Raw genomic sequence first — 16,510 nt, forward strand, 5'->3', positions numbered from 1 at the left:
TCAGGCTCCCCACCGCAGGGCAGCCGTGTGGACGGGAGCGTCCCAGAGCCTGGTCATCTCCTCATCGAGGCGCAGCACCGACACTGAGCATCCCTGCATCTCCAGGGACGTCACGTAGTTCCCCACCAGGGAGCGCTCCACGGTGGCGCCACGCTCGGCGAGGACCTGGGCCGCCCGCCGGTACACGATGTACAGCTCGCTTTGAGGGGTGCCGCCCATGCCGTTGACGAACAGCAGCACCTTGTCCCCGGATGCGAGGGCAAGGTCCTCAAGGACAGGCTCCAAGAGGCGGTCCGTGATGGCGTCAGCGTTTTCCATTGCGATCTTGTGCCGGCCAGGCTCGCCGTGGATGCCGATGCCAATCTCGATCTCATCTTCCGCGAGCTCAAAGCTCGGCGTCCCGGCGTGCGGAACCGTGCAGCCGGACAGGGCTACACCCATGGTCCGCACATTGGCCACCACGCGCTCGGCGATGGCCGTGACCGCGTCAAGATCGTCGCCACGCTGGGCGGATGCACCTGCGATCTTTTCCACAAGGACAGTTCCCCCAACTCCACGCCGGCCAGCCGTGTACAACGAGTCCTCCACGGCGACGTCGTCGTTCACCAGCACCGAACGTACGTGGATGCCTTCGGCTTGAGCCATTTCGGCGGCGGTTTCGAAGTTCAGGACATCGCCGGTGTAGTTTTTCACGATATGGACGACGCCGGCGCCTGAGTCCACCGCCACGGTCGCGGGGATGATTTGGTCGGGTGTAGGCGAGGTGAAGACTGCGCCGGGGACTGCCGCGTCCAGCATGCCGAGGCCCACGAAGCCCGCATGCAGTGGCTCGTGGCCGCTGCCTCCGCCGGAAATCAGGGCGACTTTGCCCGCTACAGGAGCACCTTTCCGGATGACGTACTTAGGCTCGGGATGGACGTCCACGATGTCGGCATGGGCCATGCCGAAACCTTCAACGGACTCGTCCACCACGGCGCGTGGATCATTGATGAGCTTTTTCATGTGATGCTCCTGGGCGTGCTGTGGCTGGTGCTCCGACCCTACTACCGGCGGCTGGGGCCACGGTAGGCCTAGCGGCCTTGCCTGTGCATAAATAGCGGTGCCGGCGCCTAAGAACGGTGCCCACCGCTTAAAAGCGGAAGGGACAGCCCCCAATGACTGTCCCTTTCGCTGATCCATTGGATCCGCTAATCCTCGGCGGCTTGTGTTGTCACCACCTCGGACTCATTCCGGGCCCGGTACTCCGGCCAGAAGGCCGAGTACAGATCCGGGTTCGAGTGCCCCGCGTCCTGCCATGAGGCTTCGTGCTGCCATGACCCGTGGGGAATGTCGATCTGAAAAGCGGAAAAATCCGGGAACGTGACCCTATGGTCCATTGTCCGCATCCCCTTCAGCTGTTCAGGACGGCGTCGCCGCCGGCGGTGACGACGTCCTCGAGCAGCACGGTCTGATCAATGACCGGAAGCCCCACAACGTGCCCGAAACTGAACATGTTCTTCGGATCAAGCTCTGCTTTGGCCTTCCTCAGCCGTTCGCGGACTGTCGGGCCCCAGGCTCGCTCCCGGTCCTCAGCGTCAACAAAGTGGCCGTGCAGGTTCACGAAAGTCCCGCCATTGGAGGCGTCGCGCAGGTCCTCACGAACGGCGTCGAACACTACCGGAAGCAGCTCCGCCAGCGGCGGGACCGCCATGCCTGCCATGAAGAAGCTGAACGCGGCGTCGCGGGCGCCAACGGTGTCCTCGCCTTCGGCGCTCTTGGCCAGGGCGCCGCCGAGCAGCCGCAGCTCAGCCATCAACACGGGACTTTCGACGCCGGGGCCGAAGTGCCGCAGGATGGCCTCTTTTGCTCCACTGTCCAAACGGTCCAACAGGAAGCCCCGCTCGCGCACGGGCACGGGCTGGTCCGGGTCCTGATGGATCATGTCGAACTGTGTGGCATCCAATGGACCGGTCCCGTCCATCATGAAAGGCGCACTCTGGCGCATCGGCTCCAGCAGCCGCGAGGCCACCGCCGCGTCACCCTGGTAGGCGTAACGAAGATGAACGACGAACTTGCCGCGCAGCGGCTCGGGAACGATGTCCATGTCCGGCAGCCGCAGGAAAGCCAACGACGCCGATGCCTCCTGGGGGAGCGAGGTCACCCAGTCGCTGAACTGCTCGAGGACAGCAGCGGCATGCTCGCCGTCGTAGTACAACCCGCCGGCAAAGAGGTCCGATCCCGGGAAGAGGTGGAATTCCATGGCAGTAACGATGCCCAGGTTCCCCTTGCCGCCCCGGAGGAGGTAGAACAGCTCCGAGTTCTCGTCCTTGGTCACCCGGCGCTGCGTGCCGTCGGCGGTGACGATCTCGAAAGCAATCACGTGGTCTGAAGCAAAGCCGTATTTGCGCCCCAGGATGGGCAGGCCACCGCCCAAGGTGTAGCCCACCACTCCGACGTCGGTGGTGGAACCGCAGAGCCCCATCAAGCCGAAGGTCGCGGCGAGATCCACCACGGCCTTCCAGCGGACGCCCGCACCAACGCGGGCCGTCTTCTCAACGGGATCGATGCTGAGTTCCAGCATTCGTCGGGTGCTGATGAGCAGGCCGCCTTCAATGGCGTTAGTGGCACCATGTCCGGTGGATTGGACGGCGACGGGCATTCCCCGCTCTGCCGCCCAGCGAATAGCCGCGGAAACGTCCTCTGCGTCGAGGGCGCCGAAGGCCAGATCAGGTTGGTGTTGTGTAGAGAGGTTGAAGGCCGCTACTTCGGGAGCAAAGCCCGGATCGGCAGGCGTGAACACGGGACCGCGCACGCTGAGTTGGAGTTCTGAAACATCTGAAAAGGACGCGTGGGACTGCATGATCTTCTCTCAATTGACCGATGTGGTGGAAGCTTCCCCAGCAAGCCTAGACCAGTTTATCCATCAACTGGATATAAGAGAAGAGCTAATAAATCACTCATAATCGGGCAGGGTTGATCGACCCGCCGTGTAGGCGCGGTATCAGTGGCGCGCGAGTGCTATCCGAGGGCGCTAGAGCTGCTTGATCATGCGGGTGTTGCCCAGAGTATTGGGCTTTACGCGGGCAAGATCCAGGAACTCCGCCACGCCTTCGTCATGCGAGCGCAGCAGCTCGGAGTACACCTGAGGATCCACGGCAGACTGGTCCGCCATGACTTCGAACCCGTGGCGCTTGAAGAAGTCCACCTCAAAAGTCAGGCAAAACACGCGGCTCACGCCAAGGGCCCGGGCTTCCTCCAGCAGGTTCTCCACCAAGACGTGCCCCACACCCCGCCCACGCCAGGAGTCAGCCGCGGCCAGGGTGCGGATCTCTGCAAGGTCCTCCCACATCACATGGAGGGCCCCACAGCCAATGACTTCACCCTCATCAGACTCGGCGATCCGGAATTCCTGGAGGCTCTCGTAGTACGCCACCGTCTCCTTGGCCATGAGAATCCGTTCCTCGGCCAGGGGCGCCACAAGCCTCTTGATGGCCGCCACATCACTGGTGCGGGCAGGGCGAAGGCTAAAGGTCGAATTCACTCCCCCATCCTAGCGAGGCAAACAGGTACCGGATCCTTCAGTACCGCGTATGAAGGAGTGCGGGCACGATGGCGACGACCGGGACATTTGTGTAGCGTGCGTCTAAGCGAGGAACGAGCGAGCACGCGGCAAATGTCCCGGTTGTCGCCCGGACGAATCGCCTATAAACCCAGCTCCTCCGGCAAAGCAACTTCCTCGCCCAGCACCTGCTTTGCCAGGAAGTGTTCCACTACGCCGTACCAAACCTTCGCGTGCTGCGGCTGCAGGACCCAGTGGTTCTCGTCCGGGAAGTACAGGAAGCGGTGCGGGCTCTGGCCGTTGTCGTCGGCGGGCAGCTGCGATGAGGACAGGAGTTCATACCAGAGGCGCAGTCCTTCGCTGATGGGTACGCGGTAGTCCTTGTCTCCGTGGATGACGAGCATAGGCGTCTTGATGTTGCCCACGTTCAGGTGCGGCGAGTTTTCCATTGCCATTTCCACGGTCATTTCCTTGAGCCAGTACTGCGCCGCGTCGGTGGTGGGGCCGAACTGGTCCAACGCCCAGAGGCTTGCGTGGGTGACGATCGCCTTGAAGCGGTCAGTTTGCCCGGCAACCCAGTTGGCCATATAGCCGCCGAAGGATCCACCCATGGCCGCGGTCCGCGATTCGTCGATGTCCGGCCGGGCAACCACTGCGTCCGTGATGGTCATGAGGTCGGTGAAGGGCTTCTTTCCCCATTCGCCCCAACCGCGCTGGATGAATTCCTGCCCGTACCCGGTGGAGAGGGCAGGATCAGGCAGGAGAACGGCGTAGCCCTTGGCCACGAGCAACCACGGGTTCCAGCGCCATGTCCAGGCATTCCAGGAGTTCAGCGGTCCTCCGTGGATCCACAGCAGGAGCGGTGCCGGATTGCCCGCAGAGGCACCTTCCGGGAGCGCCAAGTACGCCGGTACGCGCGAGCCATCTTCGGCCGTCGTTTCCACGCGTTCAAGGCGACCCCTGTAGAGGGGTCGCTCCGCCGGCGCCTGCAACCGGACCACTTCGCCGGTGGCGAGGTTGATCCGAACGGCTTCTGCAGGGAATTCGTACGAGCTTCGAAGCGCATACGCCGTGGTCCCGTCCGGAGAAACCACGACGTCGGAATAGGCGGCAGCATCCGGCGTCACCCGGGTGACAGCACCGTCCGCGACGTCGATCCGGAAAAGCGGCCCCGCGCCGTCGTCGTCCGCTGTTACCAGGACCGCAGTGCCGTCCGGGAGCCATGCGACGGGCGTAGCCCAGCGGTCCCACTGGTGCGCGAGTGGCTCAAGATCCGTGGTCTCGCCGCCGCTGACGTCCACCAGGTGCAACTTCACGTGGGGAGCCTGCGTGGGCGTCGTATCGCTCTCGCTCTGGACCACCAGGGTCCGATTGTCAGGACTGACCGGCCCGGGGAAGTAGCTCATGCCTTCGTGGTCGAGCAGCACCTTGACGGTCCCGGTGGCGACGTCGACGGCGGCGAGCACCTCACGACTGTCAGCCTTCGCCAGCGCCTTGGTCATGCTGGTGTAGATGGTCTTGCCGTCCGGGCTCACCACTGTTTTGGCTTCGCGCAGCGAACTCCCGACGCCGGCCGTCAGGTTCCGGAGTTGAAGCGGCGCTGATGCATCCACTGTGGAGGGCTTGCCGGGCTCTTCTTCCGCACCTTGCTCCACGGCGAAAAGCCGCGGCTCGGCCGGGCCAAGGTCGGCATCCCAGTAGCGGACCGGGTAGCCGCTGTGCAGGATGGCCGAGACCTTGTTGTCCTTGCGTGCCTTGCGGCGTTCCTCGTCGTTCGCTTCGTCGGCGGATCCGGCCAGGACCTCGGCGTTGACGAAGGTGACGTCCGCATCCTTGGCGGCCATCACTGAAGCGATGCCGCCTGCACGTGAGTGCACCACACGGGCCTCTCCCCCATCGGCAGGCAACAGCCACAGTGCATTGACGGGGTCGGCGTCAGGACTCTCCGGATCAGGACGCGCCGAGGTGAAGTAGAGGTCGCCGTTGGCAGCAAAGACCGCACCTGCTTCGCCCTTGGAGCTGCGGGTAATGCGGCGGGCGTGATTCCGGCCGCTGGGGTCGAGTTCCCAGAGTGCGGTGGCGAACTCAGTTCCCTGGGCGTTGAGCGTCGTGACAGTGGTGACCAGGCGCTTGCCATCCGGGCTGAGGGTGAGGCCGCCAACCCGCGGGATGGCGAGGTAATGGTCGATGTCGTCAAACGGGGTTTCGGGCTGCCCGCCCTGGGTGTCAGCAGAGTCCATGTTCCGATTCAACACGGATTGTGCCACCGATCACAGGGTGGTTCACTCACAGTGAAACAGTACTTTCACATATTCACCCAAGTAAGTCGCAGCAGGGCGCGTTTTGAGTGCTCATAACGCGCCCTGCTGCTACTTGGATGGCAGGTTTCGCAGGGCGTCGACCACTGGCCCGGTTCCATCTTCAGTCGCGATGGCAGCCGACACTTCCGCTGCCCTCTTCGCGTACGACGGCGTGCTGACAGCTTCCGTAATGGCGTCACCAAGGCGCTCCGGAGTCAGCATCTTGTAGGGAATCGGCCGGGGACCCGCCCCGAGCGACGCGATCCGTGAAGCCCAGAGCGGCTGATCCGTGTACACCGGAATCCCCACGGCCGGCACGCCGGCCCGGAAGCCGGCCGCCGTCGTTCCCGCTCCGGCATGGTGAACCACTGCCGCCATCCGCGGGAACAGCCATTCATGCGGAATGCTACCGACGGCGATCGCATCGTCGCCCAGCGCGCCCTCAACGCCCTGCACAACAGCCCGCACTCCAGCCCGGCGGGTGGCCTCAAGAATGAATGCTGGATCAATGTGGGCGCTGCTTCCAAAGCCAACAAAAACGGGCGGGGTACCGTCGGCAAGGAAGTCCAGGAGGTCCGTTGGCGGTTGCCAGTCCGGCTTCATTGCCGGCCACCAATATCCGGCCATAACCAGGCCCGGGTGCCAGTCAGCAGGCCTTGGCAGGACCGAGGGACTGATGCCGTGAAGAATAGTGGCATTCGCTTTACGACGGCGGCGCTCACCGGCCGCGCGGCTCTGCTTGCCCAACCCCAGCTCCTTGCGAAGACGCGCACTGGGGGCATCGTAAGGCGCCGGGCCTGCCGCTGCGCGCTGGCCAATGATCTTGTTTCCCCACGCACCAAGGCTTCGGGCCGAATTCATGATCACAGGTGGATACGCTGCGCTGGGTTCCGTGGGCTGCAAATGTGCGCCGAGGGCCGGAATCCCCATAGCTTCCGCGATGTCGTATGCATAGGGCGCCACCGAATTGGCCAGGATCACGTCGGCGCCGGCCTCGGCCGCTGCCAGGGCGCCCGTGGCAGCGTTGTCCATATAGTCGGTGAGCTTCCGCCAAAAGGTGAGCACGCTGCCGGAGGAAGCCTTGGCACCGGGCGCTGGCTGCGTGATCAACTCGGTCAGATCCCCAGGCAACGGCTTGAACTCGCAACCCGACTCAACAACAAGACCTGCGTAGGCGGGGTTGGCCGCAATCGCCACCTCGTAGCCCAAGCTCTGCAGGCTGCTACCCAGCCCGGCCATGGGCGCGACGTCCCCGCGCGTCCCCGGAGTCACCATGAGTATCCGCATGCCACCACTACTTCCCGCTGCCGTCTTTCGTATGAATAAAGCTATTTAGAAGCCACCATAAGGGCTTTATCTGTACAGAACTTCCTGGCCGGACAAAGCAAAAGCCCCGCCCGCTCCTTGCGGGAGCGGACGGGGCTAAGTGCTGTAGAGCCCTATGCGGTCGGAGCGATCTCCGGGATACGCGGCTTGGCGTTGCCTTCGAACGTGAACTTGGCGTCGTCACCTTCGCCGTCAACGTCCACCACAACGATGTCACCGGAGTGGAGTTCGCCGAACAGGATCTTCTCGGACAGCTGGTCCTCGATCTCGCGCTGGATGGTGCGGCGCAACGGCCGGGCACCCATGGCGGGATCGTAACCACGCGTGGCCAGGAGAACCTTGGCAGCGGGGGTGAGCTCGATGCCCATGTCCTTGTCCTTGAGGCGGCGCTCCAAGCGGGTGACGAACAGGTCCACGATCTCGATGATCTCGTCCTGCGTCAGCTGCGGGAACACCACGACGTCGTCAACACGGTTGAGGAACTCGGGGCGGAAGTGCTGCTTGAGCTCTTCCGTGACCCGGGCACGCATCCGGTTGTAGCCCGTCTGGGTGTCCGTGCCGGACTGGAAGCCCGTTGCCACGCTCTTGGAGATATCGCGGGTACCAAGGTTGGTGGTCATGATGATCACAGTGTTCTTGAAGTCCACCACTCGGCCCTGGGAGTCGGTCAGTCGGCCGTCTTCCAGAATCTGCAGCAGCGAGTTGAAGAGGTCCGCGTGGGCCTTCTCCACTTCATCGAACAGGACCACGGAGAACGGACGCCGGCGGACCTTCTCGGTCAGCTGGCCGCCTTCTTCGTAGCCGACGTAGCCCGGAGGTGCACCGAAGAGACGCGAAACCGTGTGCTTCTCGGAGTACTCGGACATGTCCAGCGTGATGAGGGCGTCCTCTTCACCGAACAGGAACTCGGCAAGGGCCTTGGCGAGCTCGGTCTTGCCCACGCCGGTGGGGCCGGCGAAGATGAACGAGCCACCGGGGCGCTTGGGATCCTTCAGGCCTGCACGGGTGCGGCGGATGGCCTGCGACAAGGCCTTGATGGCCTCGTTCTGACCGACGACGCGCTTGTGCAGTTCGTCTTCCATCTTGAGCAGGCGCGAGGACTCTTCCTCGGTGAGCTTGAAGACGGGGATGCCGGTGGAGTTCGCGAGAACTTCAGCGATCAGGTCCTCGTCAACCTCGGAGATATCGTCCATGCCGCCGGACTTCCAAGTGCGTTCCTTCTCTGCCCGTTCGGCAATGAGCTTCTGCTCCTTGTCGCGCAGCGAGGCAGCACCCTCAAAGTCCTGGGCGTCGATGGCGGATTCCTTCTCCATCTTCACTTCCGCGATGCGCTCATCCATGGCCTTGAGCTCCGGCGGAGCGGTCATGCGACGGATGCGCAGGCGGGCGCCGGCTTCATCGATGAGGTCGATCGCCTTGTCCGGCAGGAAGCGGTCCGAAATGTAGCGTTCGGCCAGCTGCGCAGCTGAGGCGAGGGCGCCGTCGGTAATCGTCACGCGGTGGTGTGCCTCGTAACGGTCACGCAGGCCCTTGAGGATCTCGATCGCGTGAGCGACAGAAGGTTCCTTGACCTGGATCGGCTGGAAGCGGCGCTCAAGAGCAGCGTCCTTCTCAATGTGCTTGCGGTATTCATCCAGCGTGGTGGCACCAATGGTCTGGAGTTCACCACGGGCCAGCATCGGCTTCAGGATGGACGCAGCATCGATGGCGCCTTCGGCAGCACCTGCACCAACGAGGGTGTGGATCTCGTCGATGAAGAGGATGATATCGCCGCGGGTGCGGATCTCCTTGAGGACCTTCTTCAGGCGCTCTTCGAAGTCACCGCGGTAGCGGGAACCGGCAACCAGGGAACCGAGGTCAAGCGTGTACAGCTGCTTGTCCTTGATGGTTTCCGGGACGTCGCCGCGGACGATCGCCTGGGCGAGACCTTCGACGACGGCAGTCTTACCGACGCCGGGCTCACCGATCAGGACCGGGTTGTTCTTTGTACGGCGGGAGAGGACCTGCATGACGCGTTCCATCTCCTGCTCGCGGCCGATCACAGGATCGAGCTTGTTTTCGCGGGCAGCCTGGGTCAGGTTGCGTCCGAACTGGTCAAGCACCACCGAACCGGCAGGGGTACCTTCCGGCTGGCCCTGGCCCGAGCCGCTGCCTGCGGCCTCCTTGCCCTGGTAGCCGGAGAGCAGCTGGATGACCTGCTGGCGGACCCGGTTAAGGTCCGCACCAAGCTTGACCAGCACCTGGGCGGCTACGCCTTCGCCTTCGCGAATGAGGCCGAGCAGGATGTGCTCAGTCCCGATGTAGTTATGGCCGAGCTGCAGTGCCTCCCGAAGGGAAAGCTCAAGCACCTTCTTGGCGCGCGGAGTGAAGGGGATGTGACCGGAAGGGGCTTGCTGGCCCTGGCCAATGATCTCCTGCACCTGTTCGCGAACGCCATCGAGCGAAATGCTCAGGGACTCGAGCGCCTTGGCAGCAACGCCTTCACCCTCGTGGATAAGACCCAAGAGGATGTGCTCGGTACCGATGTAATTGTGGTTGAGCATCCGTGCCTCTTCTTGGGCAAGGACGACCACGCGACGGGCACGGTCCGTAAATCTCTCAAACATTTCGCCACACTCCTAGCTACGACGTACTTTGATGCTACGTGCCGGAGCAACACTTTTGGAGCGTGTTCGCCACAGGGGAAACATGACGCCGCTGTGGAATAAATCCGGTTCCAGCCCTTGACCGCTGCTACCCCTCGGTGGCACCCTCCCGCCTTGGCTGAGTGGCCTGAACGCCGGCCGCCCGTGAACATTTTGCGGCATGTTGTTCCACCGCTTTCCCAGAGGGCATTAGTGCCTGTATTCAGACCTTCCCCACACAGGCGGTTCACAGAATATTCCAAGCCCACAGCACAGCCACCACAAACTGGCCGGTTAAACACCAATGCCCCGGCAGTGACTGCCGGGGCATTGAATCGGGGAATCAGGAATTTGCCTTTTGGTACGCTTCCTGAATTTCAGCCTGAATACGTCCGCGGCTGTTGACCGTGTAACCGTTGTCACGGGCCCATTGGCGGATTTGCGCGGAATCCTGGTTACGTGCGGCTGTAGCACGGCCCCGGGTTGCCCGGCCGGAAGAAGTCTTCCTTGCCTTAGCAACGTAGGGCTCCAATGCCTTGCGCAGCGAGGCTGCGTTGGCAGTGGACAGGTCCATCTCGTAGCTCACGCCATCGAGGCCAAAGCGGACAGTTTCGTCCGCTGCCCCTTCATCCAGGTCATCGACGAGGATGATTTTTACTTTCTGTGCCATGAGTTGCCTCTCATTTGGAGGGTTGGATAATCAGAAATTCCCCGGATTCCTTTGATGATTATCGTTCACGGCAAGCACCCACGTCAAAGCGTTATTGGATTCTCTTCAGTGAGCGGAACCCAATTGGAAGGCTATTTAGCTGCGGGGCCCTCGGATGCAGGTCCTGAATTTTTCAAATTCGCTTCGGCCTGTGCCTTGGCTTCGGCCTGCCGTTCTGATTTGTCCGCATTGAAGATCGACTTCATGGCAAACCAGAAGATCAATCCCACCACAATGGACGGGGCCAGGACTGCGATGTACTCCATGATCAGTGACCTTCAGGCTTCAGCAATGGGAAAAGGATGGTTTCGCGGATACCGGCACCAGTGAACAGCATCACCAGGCGGTCAATGCCCAGTCCGATGCCACCCATGGGCGGGGCGCCGTATTCAAGGGCGCGGAGGAAGTCTTCGTCCAGCTGCATGGCTTCCTCATCGCCGGCAGCAGAGCGGCGGGACTGCTCTGTAAGGCGCTCACGCTGGATTACTGGGTCAATGAGCTCGGAGAACGCCGTTCCGCGTTCCATTCCCCCGATGATCAGGTCCCAGGCCTCAATGAGACGGCCGTCTTCGCGGTGCGGGCGGGCCAGCGGTTGCGCGGATGGCGGGTAGTCGTAGACAAATGTGGGGTTCAGCAAGGTGGGCTCCACAATCTCGCCGAACAGTTCAACCACGATCTTTTCGGCGTCCCACTTGGGGTCCACCTTGACCTCGTGCTTGGCAGCAATTGCCAGCAACTCATCCACTGTGGTGTCGGGAGTAATTTCAATTCCCACCGCTTCAGAAATACCCGGGTAGACCGAAATCCAAGCCCATTCGCCGTCGAGGTTTATTTCGCCGGCCTCCGTCTGAATCGTGCGGGTACCTACGACGTCGGCCACATTCAAGATGATTTCCTTCATGCGGTCGGCCATGACGAACTGGTCCGCCCATGCCTCGTAGCACTCAAGCGTGGTGAATTCGGGGCTGTGCGTGGAGTCCACGCCTTCGTTGCGGAACACGCGACCCATGTCGTACACGCGGTCAATGCCACCAACAACGGCGCGCTTGAGGAACAGCTCAGTTGCGATGCGCAAGGTCATCTTCTGGTCGAACGCGTTCATGTGCGTCTCGAACGGGCGGGCTGTAGCACCGCCGTGGACCAGCTGCAGGATGGGGGTTTCCACCTCCACATAGCCGTGGCGGTCAAGGGTGTCGCGGACCGAGCGGGTGATGGCAGCGCGCTTGTAAACCATTTCACGGGCTTCGTCGCGGACCATGAGGTCCACGTAGCGCTGCCGAACGCGGGTTTCCTCATTTAGTTCCGCGTGCAGGACCGGCAGCGGTCGCAGTGCCTTGGACGCCATGGACCAGGAGTCGGCCATGACAGACAGCTCGCCGCGGCGGGATGAGATGACCTCGCCCTTGATGAAGACATGGTCGCCAAGGTCAACCAGTGCCTTCCAGTCGGCCAGCGCTTCCTCGCCGACATTCGCCAGGCTCAGCATCGCCTGAAGGCGAACACCCTTGCCGTCCACGCCGCCCTCCTGGAGGGTGGCGAAGCACAGCTTGCCGGTGTTGCGGACGAACACGACGCGGCCGGTGACGCCCACAGTATCGCCGGTAGTCTCATCGGCTTCCAGGTGTGCGTACTTTTCGCGGATTTCGCTCAGGGAATGGGTCCGTTCAACACCCACCGGATAGGCCTCGGTGCCACGCTCGATCAGCTTGGCGCGCTTCTCCATACGGATGCGCATTTGCTCGCTGGCGTCGATGGGCTCTGCGGAGGTGTTCAGGGCGGGGGTGTTTGCGGAAGTCACAGTCCTTAAGTTTACCGGTGATTGCGGGCCTTTACTTCCGGGCATCAAGATCAGGGAAACGCATAGACTCGGGCTGTGGAAACGTGGACGGTTGAAACGAACGACGGCGGCGGGCAGCTTGAGGTGCATACCTTCCGGCCGGCGTCGGGTGCTTCGTTCCCGGGTTCGAAGGCACCCGCTGAACCAGCCGGCGTCGTGCTTGTTCATGGCACCCTGGTGACCGACTCCCTATATTGGCCTTTCGCCCGGACGTTGAGCGTCATGCTGGGGCGCCCTGTTCACAGCTACAACCGCCGTGGTCGCGGACAATCCGCACCGCAACCGCCCGGCTATTCCGTCGACACAGAGATCGCGGACCTTCAAGCGGTCATGGAAACGAGCGGCTCCACGGATGTTGTGGCGCACAGCTATGGCGGGTTCGTGGCGTTGCAGGCCGCCCGCCGCGGCGGAATCAACCGTTTGGTCACCTATGACGCGGCAGTGTCCCTCTCCGGCAACCTCAGCGGCCGGTGGCGGCCCGAACTTGAGGAGGCCGTGACTGCGGGCCAGCTCGATCATGCCTGGGCCCACTTGGTGCAGGGGTTGGGAACCGCGGGGCCGATTTCCTACCTGCCCATGGGCGCGCTCCGTGCGCTTAGCGTCCTCTCCGCCAGAACGCGGCTGGGACTGGAGATGCGCTCCCTCCTACCCACTGCGGTCACGGAAATGCGGGCCGTCCTCGATGCCGACGCCCACCTTCACGACTTCATGAAACTCTCCACCCCCACGCTCATGCTCAGCGGTGGCTGGAGTCCGTCGTACTTCGCGGAGACCGGTCGGATCCTGGCCGGGGCGGTGCCCTCCATTGACTTCGCAATTGTGCCTCTGCAGTTCCATGAAGGCCCGCTCCGGCCCGGGAAGCGCCTCGCGTCGCGCATTGCGCGTTTCCTCTCCGGGAACCATCTGGAGGAAGACCCGCCAGTGCCACCTAGGATGTTTCGGTGAAGGAACGGGACATCAGAACGCACGACGGCGGCAACCTCGCCTTGTATAGCTACGGCACAGAAGACGCACCCGGCGAACGCCGCGTAGTGCTCATCGGAGGTGCATTCCTCACCGCACTGATCTACCGCCCCTTCTCCGTTGCCCTGTCAAAAGGCCTGGGCGATGGCTGGGCCGTGGACGTGTACGATCGCCGGGGCCGGGGAAAGTCAACCGAGCAACCCCACAACTACTCCATGGCTACGGAAATCGCCGACGTCCGCACCATCATGGACGCCACGGGTGCCCGCAACATCATGGGCCACAGTTTGGGTGGCGCCGTAGCCCTCAACGCAGCCCAGGCCTTCGCAGGCACACACCACCAACCGGACAAGCTCGCGGTGTACGACGCGGCCGTGAACATTGACGGCAGCATGGACACGGGCTGGCTGGACGGATTCGCGGAGTCCGTCAATCAGGGAAATGTTGGACGGGCGATGGCCCGGATGAAGCGTGGCATGCATCCCGGAACCGCCCTCGCCAGGGTCCCGGAGCCGGTGTTGGCCGGACTCATGGCAGTGGTCTCGGGGACTAAGGTCAACAGGCTCTTCCGGGAGCTCATGCCGTCGGGTGTCGGTGAACTCAAGGCAGCCTTCGACGCCGCCGATACGCCGCAGGATTTCTCGGTCCTACCTCCCAACACGCACTTTATGGTGGGCAAGAAGAGTCCCCGGTTCTACAAGGTCACCGCAGCCCGCCTGAACAGGGCCGTCCCTGGCAGCACGTTGGAGGTCTCCCCGAAGGGCTTCCACGGCTCCGTCCCGGCGGCGGTCAACGAACTCGTCTCCGACATCACGGACTACTTTAAGCGCTGACTTGTCCATATAAGCGCCGGCATGCTGCCCGCATTCAGGTGGCTCGGTTAGGCTCGAGTCATGACGCGCGACATCATCATGACCCACGACGGCGGACACCTCGAAGTACTCACCACGGGCGGTGAGCTGGCAGCGGCAGGCTCCGGCGTCGTCGTCGTTCCTGCCTCCATGGTGACAGCCACCGACTACACGCGTTTCGCCCAGAAACTCAGCGAGGCCCTTGGCCGCCCCATTCACACTTTCAACCGGCGTGGCCGCGGTGATTCCTCTCCGCAGTCCGAGGATTACACGCTCGAAGCCGACATTCGGGACCTCGAAGCTGTTATGAAGCACACGTCCAGCACCGACGTGTTCGGGCACAGTTTCGGCGGCGCCGTCGCACTGCACGCGGCCCGGACGCTGCCGGTCGAGCGCCTCGCGGTTTACGATCCCGCGGTCTCGGTCAACCACAGCGTCAAAGCCGACTGGACACCGGACTACGAACGCGCGACGGCGGCGGGAGACTATGATCGCGCCCTCGCCGTGCTCATCAAGGGAGTGGAGACCGGCGGCGCCTTCGCGAGAATGCCCCTGTCCATGCTGACCTTGGCCAACAAGCTGGCAGCCGGGACACCATTGGGCAAGCAGATGCGCGAACTGATGACCTGCGGCGTCCGCGAAATCAAAGCAGTCATCGCCGCGGACATGCCTGCCGAGCCTTTCCTTGAACTGCCCCTGGAGACCCTGATCGTAGTGGGCGAAAAGAGTCCAGCATACTTCGGAGTCGCGTGCGGCCAGATCCACGACGTCCTGTCAGGATCCAGCTACACCATCCTCCCCGGGTTCGGGCATGACGGGCCCAACAAAGCACCGGACAAGCTCATCTCGGAGTTGTCCGAGTTCTACTCGGGCTAGGCCCCCCGGCAGCACAATTAGCCGAAGTTGTGTTGACGCCCAGGAAGGCGTCTTTGCAGATATTTGACGCCCCCTTTAGGCTGTAAATCATAAGCCCCCTTACCTTTTGAGGGGCGGGTGCTGTGTTCGGTTCAGTTTCCCGGCACCACCCTTTCGTGTTCCAGACCTCGGCAACAGGAGGACCATCATGACTGATCAGTACACGTTCCGAAACCCGGTCACCGCCTACGAACAGATTTCACCGCCCAAACAACACCAGCCCGAGCCGGGCCTCGATGCTGAACTGACGCCCAAGGCGGACCTGGGTGAAGAGAGCTATCGGGGGACAGGACGACTGGAAGGCCGCAAGGCGATCGTCACCGGAGCGGACTCGGGAATCGGCGCGGCCACGGCCATCGCCTTTGCCCGGGAGGGCGCAGACGTTGTCCTTTCATACCTGCCCGAAGAGGAAGAAGACGCAGCAAGAATTGCCGGCATCATCGAAGCCGCGGGCCGCAAGGCCGTAAAAGTGCCTGGAGACCTCAAGGACTCCGCCACATGCCAGGAAGTGGTGGATACCGCTATTGCAGTCCTCGGCGGAGTGGACATTCTGGTCAACAACGCCGGCAAACAGGTAGCTCAGGAAGACCTGGCCGAGATCACCGACGAACAGTTCGACCACACGCAGAAGACCAACGTGTACGCCATGTTCTGGCTGACGAAGGCTGCCCTTCCGCACCTCCCCGCTGGCTCGACCATCATCAACACCACGTCCATTCAGGCGTACAACCCGTCGCCTACCCTCGTGGACTATGCCACCACCAAGGCCAGCATCAACAACTTCACCAAGGGACTCGCGCAGCAGCTCGCGCCCAAGGGCATCCGGGTTAATGCCGTGGCACCCGGCCCCATTTGGACTCCCCTACAAGTCAGCAGCGGCCAGCCCAAGGAAGCGCTACCGGAGTTCGGGCAATCCACTCCCCTGGGCCGCGCCGGCCAGCCCGCAGAATTGGCTCCCGCGTATGTGTTTCTTGCCTCACCGGAGTCCAGCTACGTGATCGGGGAAACGCTGAACGTCAACGGTGGCAGCCCCACTCCGTAGTTTGTTCCGTTCCCGCCGTCAGCGTGCGGTGTGGGTTTTGTTGTTAAATGCGGGAGACCCCCCGACCCGTGTGGGTTGGGGGGTCTCTACCTAATGGTTGTCCGGCGGTGTCCTACTCTCCCACACCCTCCCGGGTGCAGTACCATCGGCGCTGTGGGTCTTAGCTTCCGGGTTCGGAATGGGACCGGGCGTTTCCCCCACGCTATGACCGCCGTAACCTTGTTACCCGTCCCCGTGGTTTGCCTGGTGTGGGCGTTTTCCGGGGTGGGAAATCTGTGGTGGTTACAACTGTGGTGCTTGGTTGTTATTCAGTTGTTGGTTCCTGGAACAAGCGGGTTGTTGTTCGGGAACCACATAGTGGACGCGTGCAGTGTGTTGTGTGTGGTGTAAGTTGTTGGCCTATTA

General features: G+C 62.6%; 14 protein-coding genes and 1 rRNA gene. 4 read left to right on the forward strand and 11 right to left on the reverse strand.

All coding sequences use genetic code 11. The features are described 5' to 3' along the window. The 10 genes from dhaK to lysS all read right to left on the reverse strand — a co-directional run bounded on the left by dhaK (nucleotide 1) and on the right by lysS (nucleotide 12,295). Nucleotides 1-1,002 (reverse strand): dihydroxyacetone kinase subunit DhaK, encoded by a 1,002-nt coding sequence (gene dhaK / locus ACZ881_RS07525; protein ID WP_476113817.1) that lies wholly within the window; start codon nucleotides 1,000-1,002, stop codon nucleotides 1-3. A gap of 185 nt (nucleotides 1,003-1,187) precedes the next feature. Next, nucleotides 1,188-1,376, reverse strand: a complete 189-nt coding sequence (locus ACZ881_RS07530) for a hypothetical protein (RefSeq protein ID WP_476113819.1) — start codon at nucleotides 1,374-1,376, stop codon at nucleotides 1,188-1,190. 14 nt (nucleotides 1,377-1,390) lie between these two features. After that, nucleotides 1,391-2,839 (reverse strand): FAD-binding oxidoreductase, encoded by a 1,449-nt coding sequence (locus tag ACZ881_RS07535; RefSeq protein WP_476113822.1) that lies wholly within the window; start codon nucleotides 2,837-2,839, stop codon nucleotides 1,391-1,393. A gap of 171 nt (nucleotides 2,840-3,010) precedes the next feature. Next, entirely contained in the window at nucleotides 3,011-3,520 is a 510-nt protein-coding gene (locus tag ACZ881_RS07540) for an amino-acid N-acetyltransferase (RefSeq protein WP_017197002.1), read from the reverse strand. A gap of 161 nt (nucleotides 3,521-3,681) precedes the next feature. Then, nucleotides 3,682-5,778 carry a S9 family peptidase gene (locus ACZ881_RS07545; RefSeq protein WP_476113825.1) on the reverse strand — a complete coding sequence of 699 codons (2,097 nt, stop codon included), beginning with the start codon at nucleotides 5,776-5,778 and terminating at the stop codon, nucleotides 3,682-3,684. Between the two features lie 129 nt (nucleotides 5,779-5,907). Then, nucleotides 5,908-7,125 carry a glycosyltransferase gene (locus ACZ881_RS07550; protein ID WP_476113828.1) on the reverse strand — a complete coding sequence of 406 codons (1,218 nt, stop codon included), beginning with the start codon at nucleotides 7,123-7,125 and terminating at the stop codon, nucleotides 5,908-5,910. A 152-nt stretch (nucleotides 7,126-7,277) separates the two neighbouring features. Then, on the reverse strand, nucleotides 7,278-9,770 hold the full coding sequence (locus ACZ881_RS07555) for an ATP-dependent Clp protease ATP-binding subunit (RefSeq protein ID WP_178994058.1): 2,493 nt from the start codon (nucleotides 9,768-9,770) through the stop codon (nucleotides 7,278-7,280). A gap of 361 nt (nucleotides 9,771-10,131) precedes the next feature. Next, on the reverse strand, nucleotides 10,132-10,458 hold the full coding sequence (locus tag ACZ881_RS07560; RefSeq protein WP_014920382.1) for a histone-like nucleoid-structuring protein Lsr2: 327 nt from the start codon (nucleotides 10,456-10,458) through the stop codon (nucleotides 10,132-10,134). A gap of 131 nt (nucleotides 10,459-10,589) precedes the next feature. Then, nucleotides 10,590-10,763, reverse strand: a complete 174-nt coding sequence (locus ACZ881_RS07565; protein WP_011772935.1) for a hypothetical protein — start codon at nucleotides 10,761-10,763, stop codon at nucleotides 10,590-10,592. 2 nt (nucleotides 10,764-10,765) lie between these two features. After that, nucleotides 10,766-12,295 carry a lysine--tRNA ligase gene (gene lysS / locus ACZ881_RS07570; protein WP_178994060.1) on the reverse strand — a complete coding sequence of 510 codons (1,530 nt, stop codon included), beginning with the start codon at nucleotides 12,293-12,295 and terminating at the stop codon, nucleotides 10,766-10,768. 75 nt (nucleotides 12,296-12,370) lie between these two features. Here lysS and ACZ881_RS07575 point away from each other — a divergent pair, with 75 nt between their 5' ends. The 4 genes from ACZ881_RS07575 (at nucleotide 12,371) to ACZ881_RS07590 (ending at nucleotide 16,105) form a co-directional block, all read left to right on the forward strand. After that, nucleotides 12,371-13,279 (forward strand): alpha/beta fold hydrolase, encoded by a 909-nt coding sequence (locus tag ACZ881_RS07575; protein ID WP_476113833.1) that lies wholly within the window; start codon nucleotides 12,371-12,373, stop codon nucleotides 13,277-13,279. Beyond that, nucleotides 13,276-14,130 (forward strand): alpha/beta fold hydrolase, encoded by an 855-nt coding sequence (locus ACZ881_RS07580; protein WP_476113835.1) that lies wholly within the window; start codon nucleotides 13,276-13,278, stop codon nucleotides 14,128-14,130. Before ACZ881_RS07575 ends, ACZ881_RS07580 begins: the two co-directional genes overlap by 4 nt. A gap of 60 nt (nucleotides 14,131-14,190) precedes the next feature. Next, a complete protein-coding gene (locus ACZ881_RS07585) occupies nucleotides 14,191-15,024 on the forward strand; it encodes an alpha/beta fold hydrolase (protein WP_091464543.1) in 834 nt (277 codons plus the stop codon). Nucleotides 15,025-15,211: 187 nt separating this feature from the next. After that, on the forward strand, nucleotides 15,212-16,105 hold the full coding sequence (locus ACZ881_RS07590) for a glucose 1-dehydrogenase (RefSeq protein WP_178994066.1): 894 nt from the start codon (nucleotides 15,212-15,214) through the stop codon (nucleotides 16,103-16,105). 99 nt (nucleotides 16,106-16,204) lie between these two features. Here the strand turns inward: ACZ881_RS07590 and rrf are convergent. After that, nucleotides 16,205-16,321 (reverse strand): 5S ribosomal RNA (rrf, locus tag ACZ881_RS07595). Between the last annotated feature and the right edge of the window lie 189 nt (nucleotides 16,322-16,510).

The organism is Paenarthrobacter sp. TE3676 (assembly GCF_056279165.1).

Excerpts from the sequence above, each read along its gene's own strand:
- dhaK (WP_476113817.1), bottom strand. The coding sequence starts at position 1,002 with ATGAAAAAGCTCATCAATGATCCACGCGCCGTGGTGGACGAGTCCGTT.
- ACZ881_RS07530 (WP_476113819.1), bottom strand. The coding sequence starts at position 1,376 with ATGGACCATAGGGTCACGTTCCCGGATTTTTCCGCTTTTCAGATCGAC.
- ACZ881_RS07535 (WP_476113822.1), bottom strand. The coding sequence starts at position 2,839 with ATGCAGTCCCACGCGTCCTTTTCAGATGTTTCAGAACTCCAACTCAGC.
- ACZ881_RS07545 (WP_476113825.1), bottom strand. The coding sequence starts at position 5,778 with ATGGACTCTGCTGACACCCAGGGCGGGCAGCCCGAAACCCCGTTTGAC.
- ACZ881_RS07550 (WP_476113828.1), bottom strand. The coding sequence starts at position 7,125 with ATGCGGATACTCATGGTGACTCCGGGGACGCGCGGGGACGTCGCGCCC.
- ACZ881_RS07555 (WP_178994058.1), bottom strand. The coding sequence starts at position 9,770 with ATGTTTGAGAGATTTACGGACCGTGCCCGTCGCGTGGTCGTCCTTGCC.
- ACZ881_RS07560 (WP_014920382.1), bottom strand. The coding sequence starts at position 10,458 with ATGGCACAGAAAGTAAAAATCATCCTCGTCGATGACCTGGATGAAGGG.
- ACZ881_RS07565 (WP_011772935.1), bottom strand. The coding sequence starts at position 10,763 with ATGGAGTACATCGCAGTCCTGGCCCCGTCCATTGTGGTGGGATTGATC.
- ACZ881_RS07585 (WP_091464543.1), top strand. The coding sequence starts at position 14,191 with ATGACGCGCGACATCATCATGACCCACGACGGCGGACACCTCGAAGTA.
- ACZ881_RS07590 (WP_178994066.1), top strand. The coding sequence starts at position 15,212 with ATGACTGATCAGTACACGTTCCGAAACCCGGTCACCGCCTACGAACAG.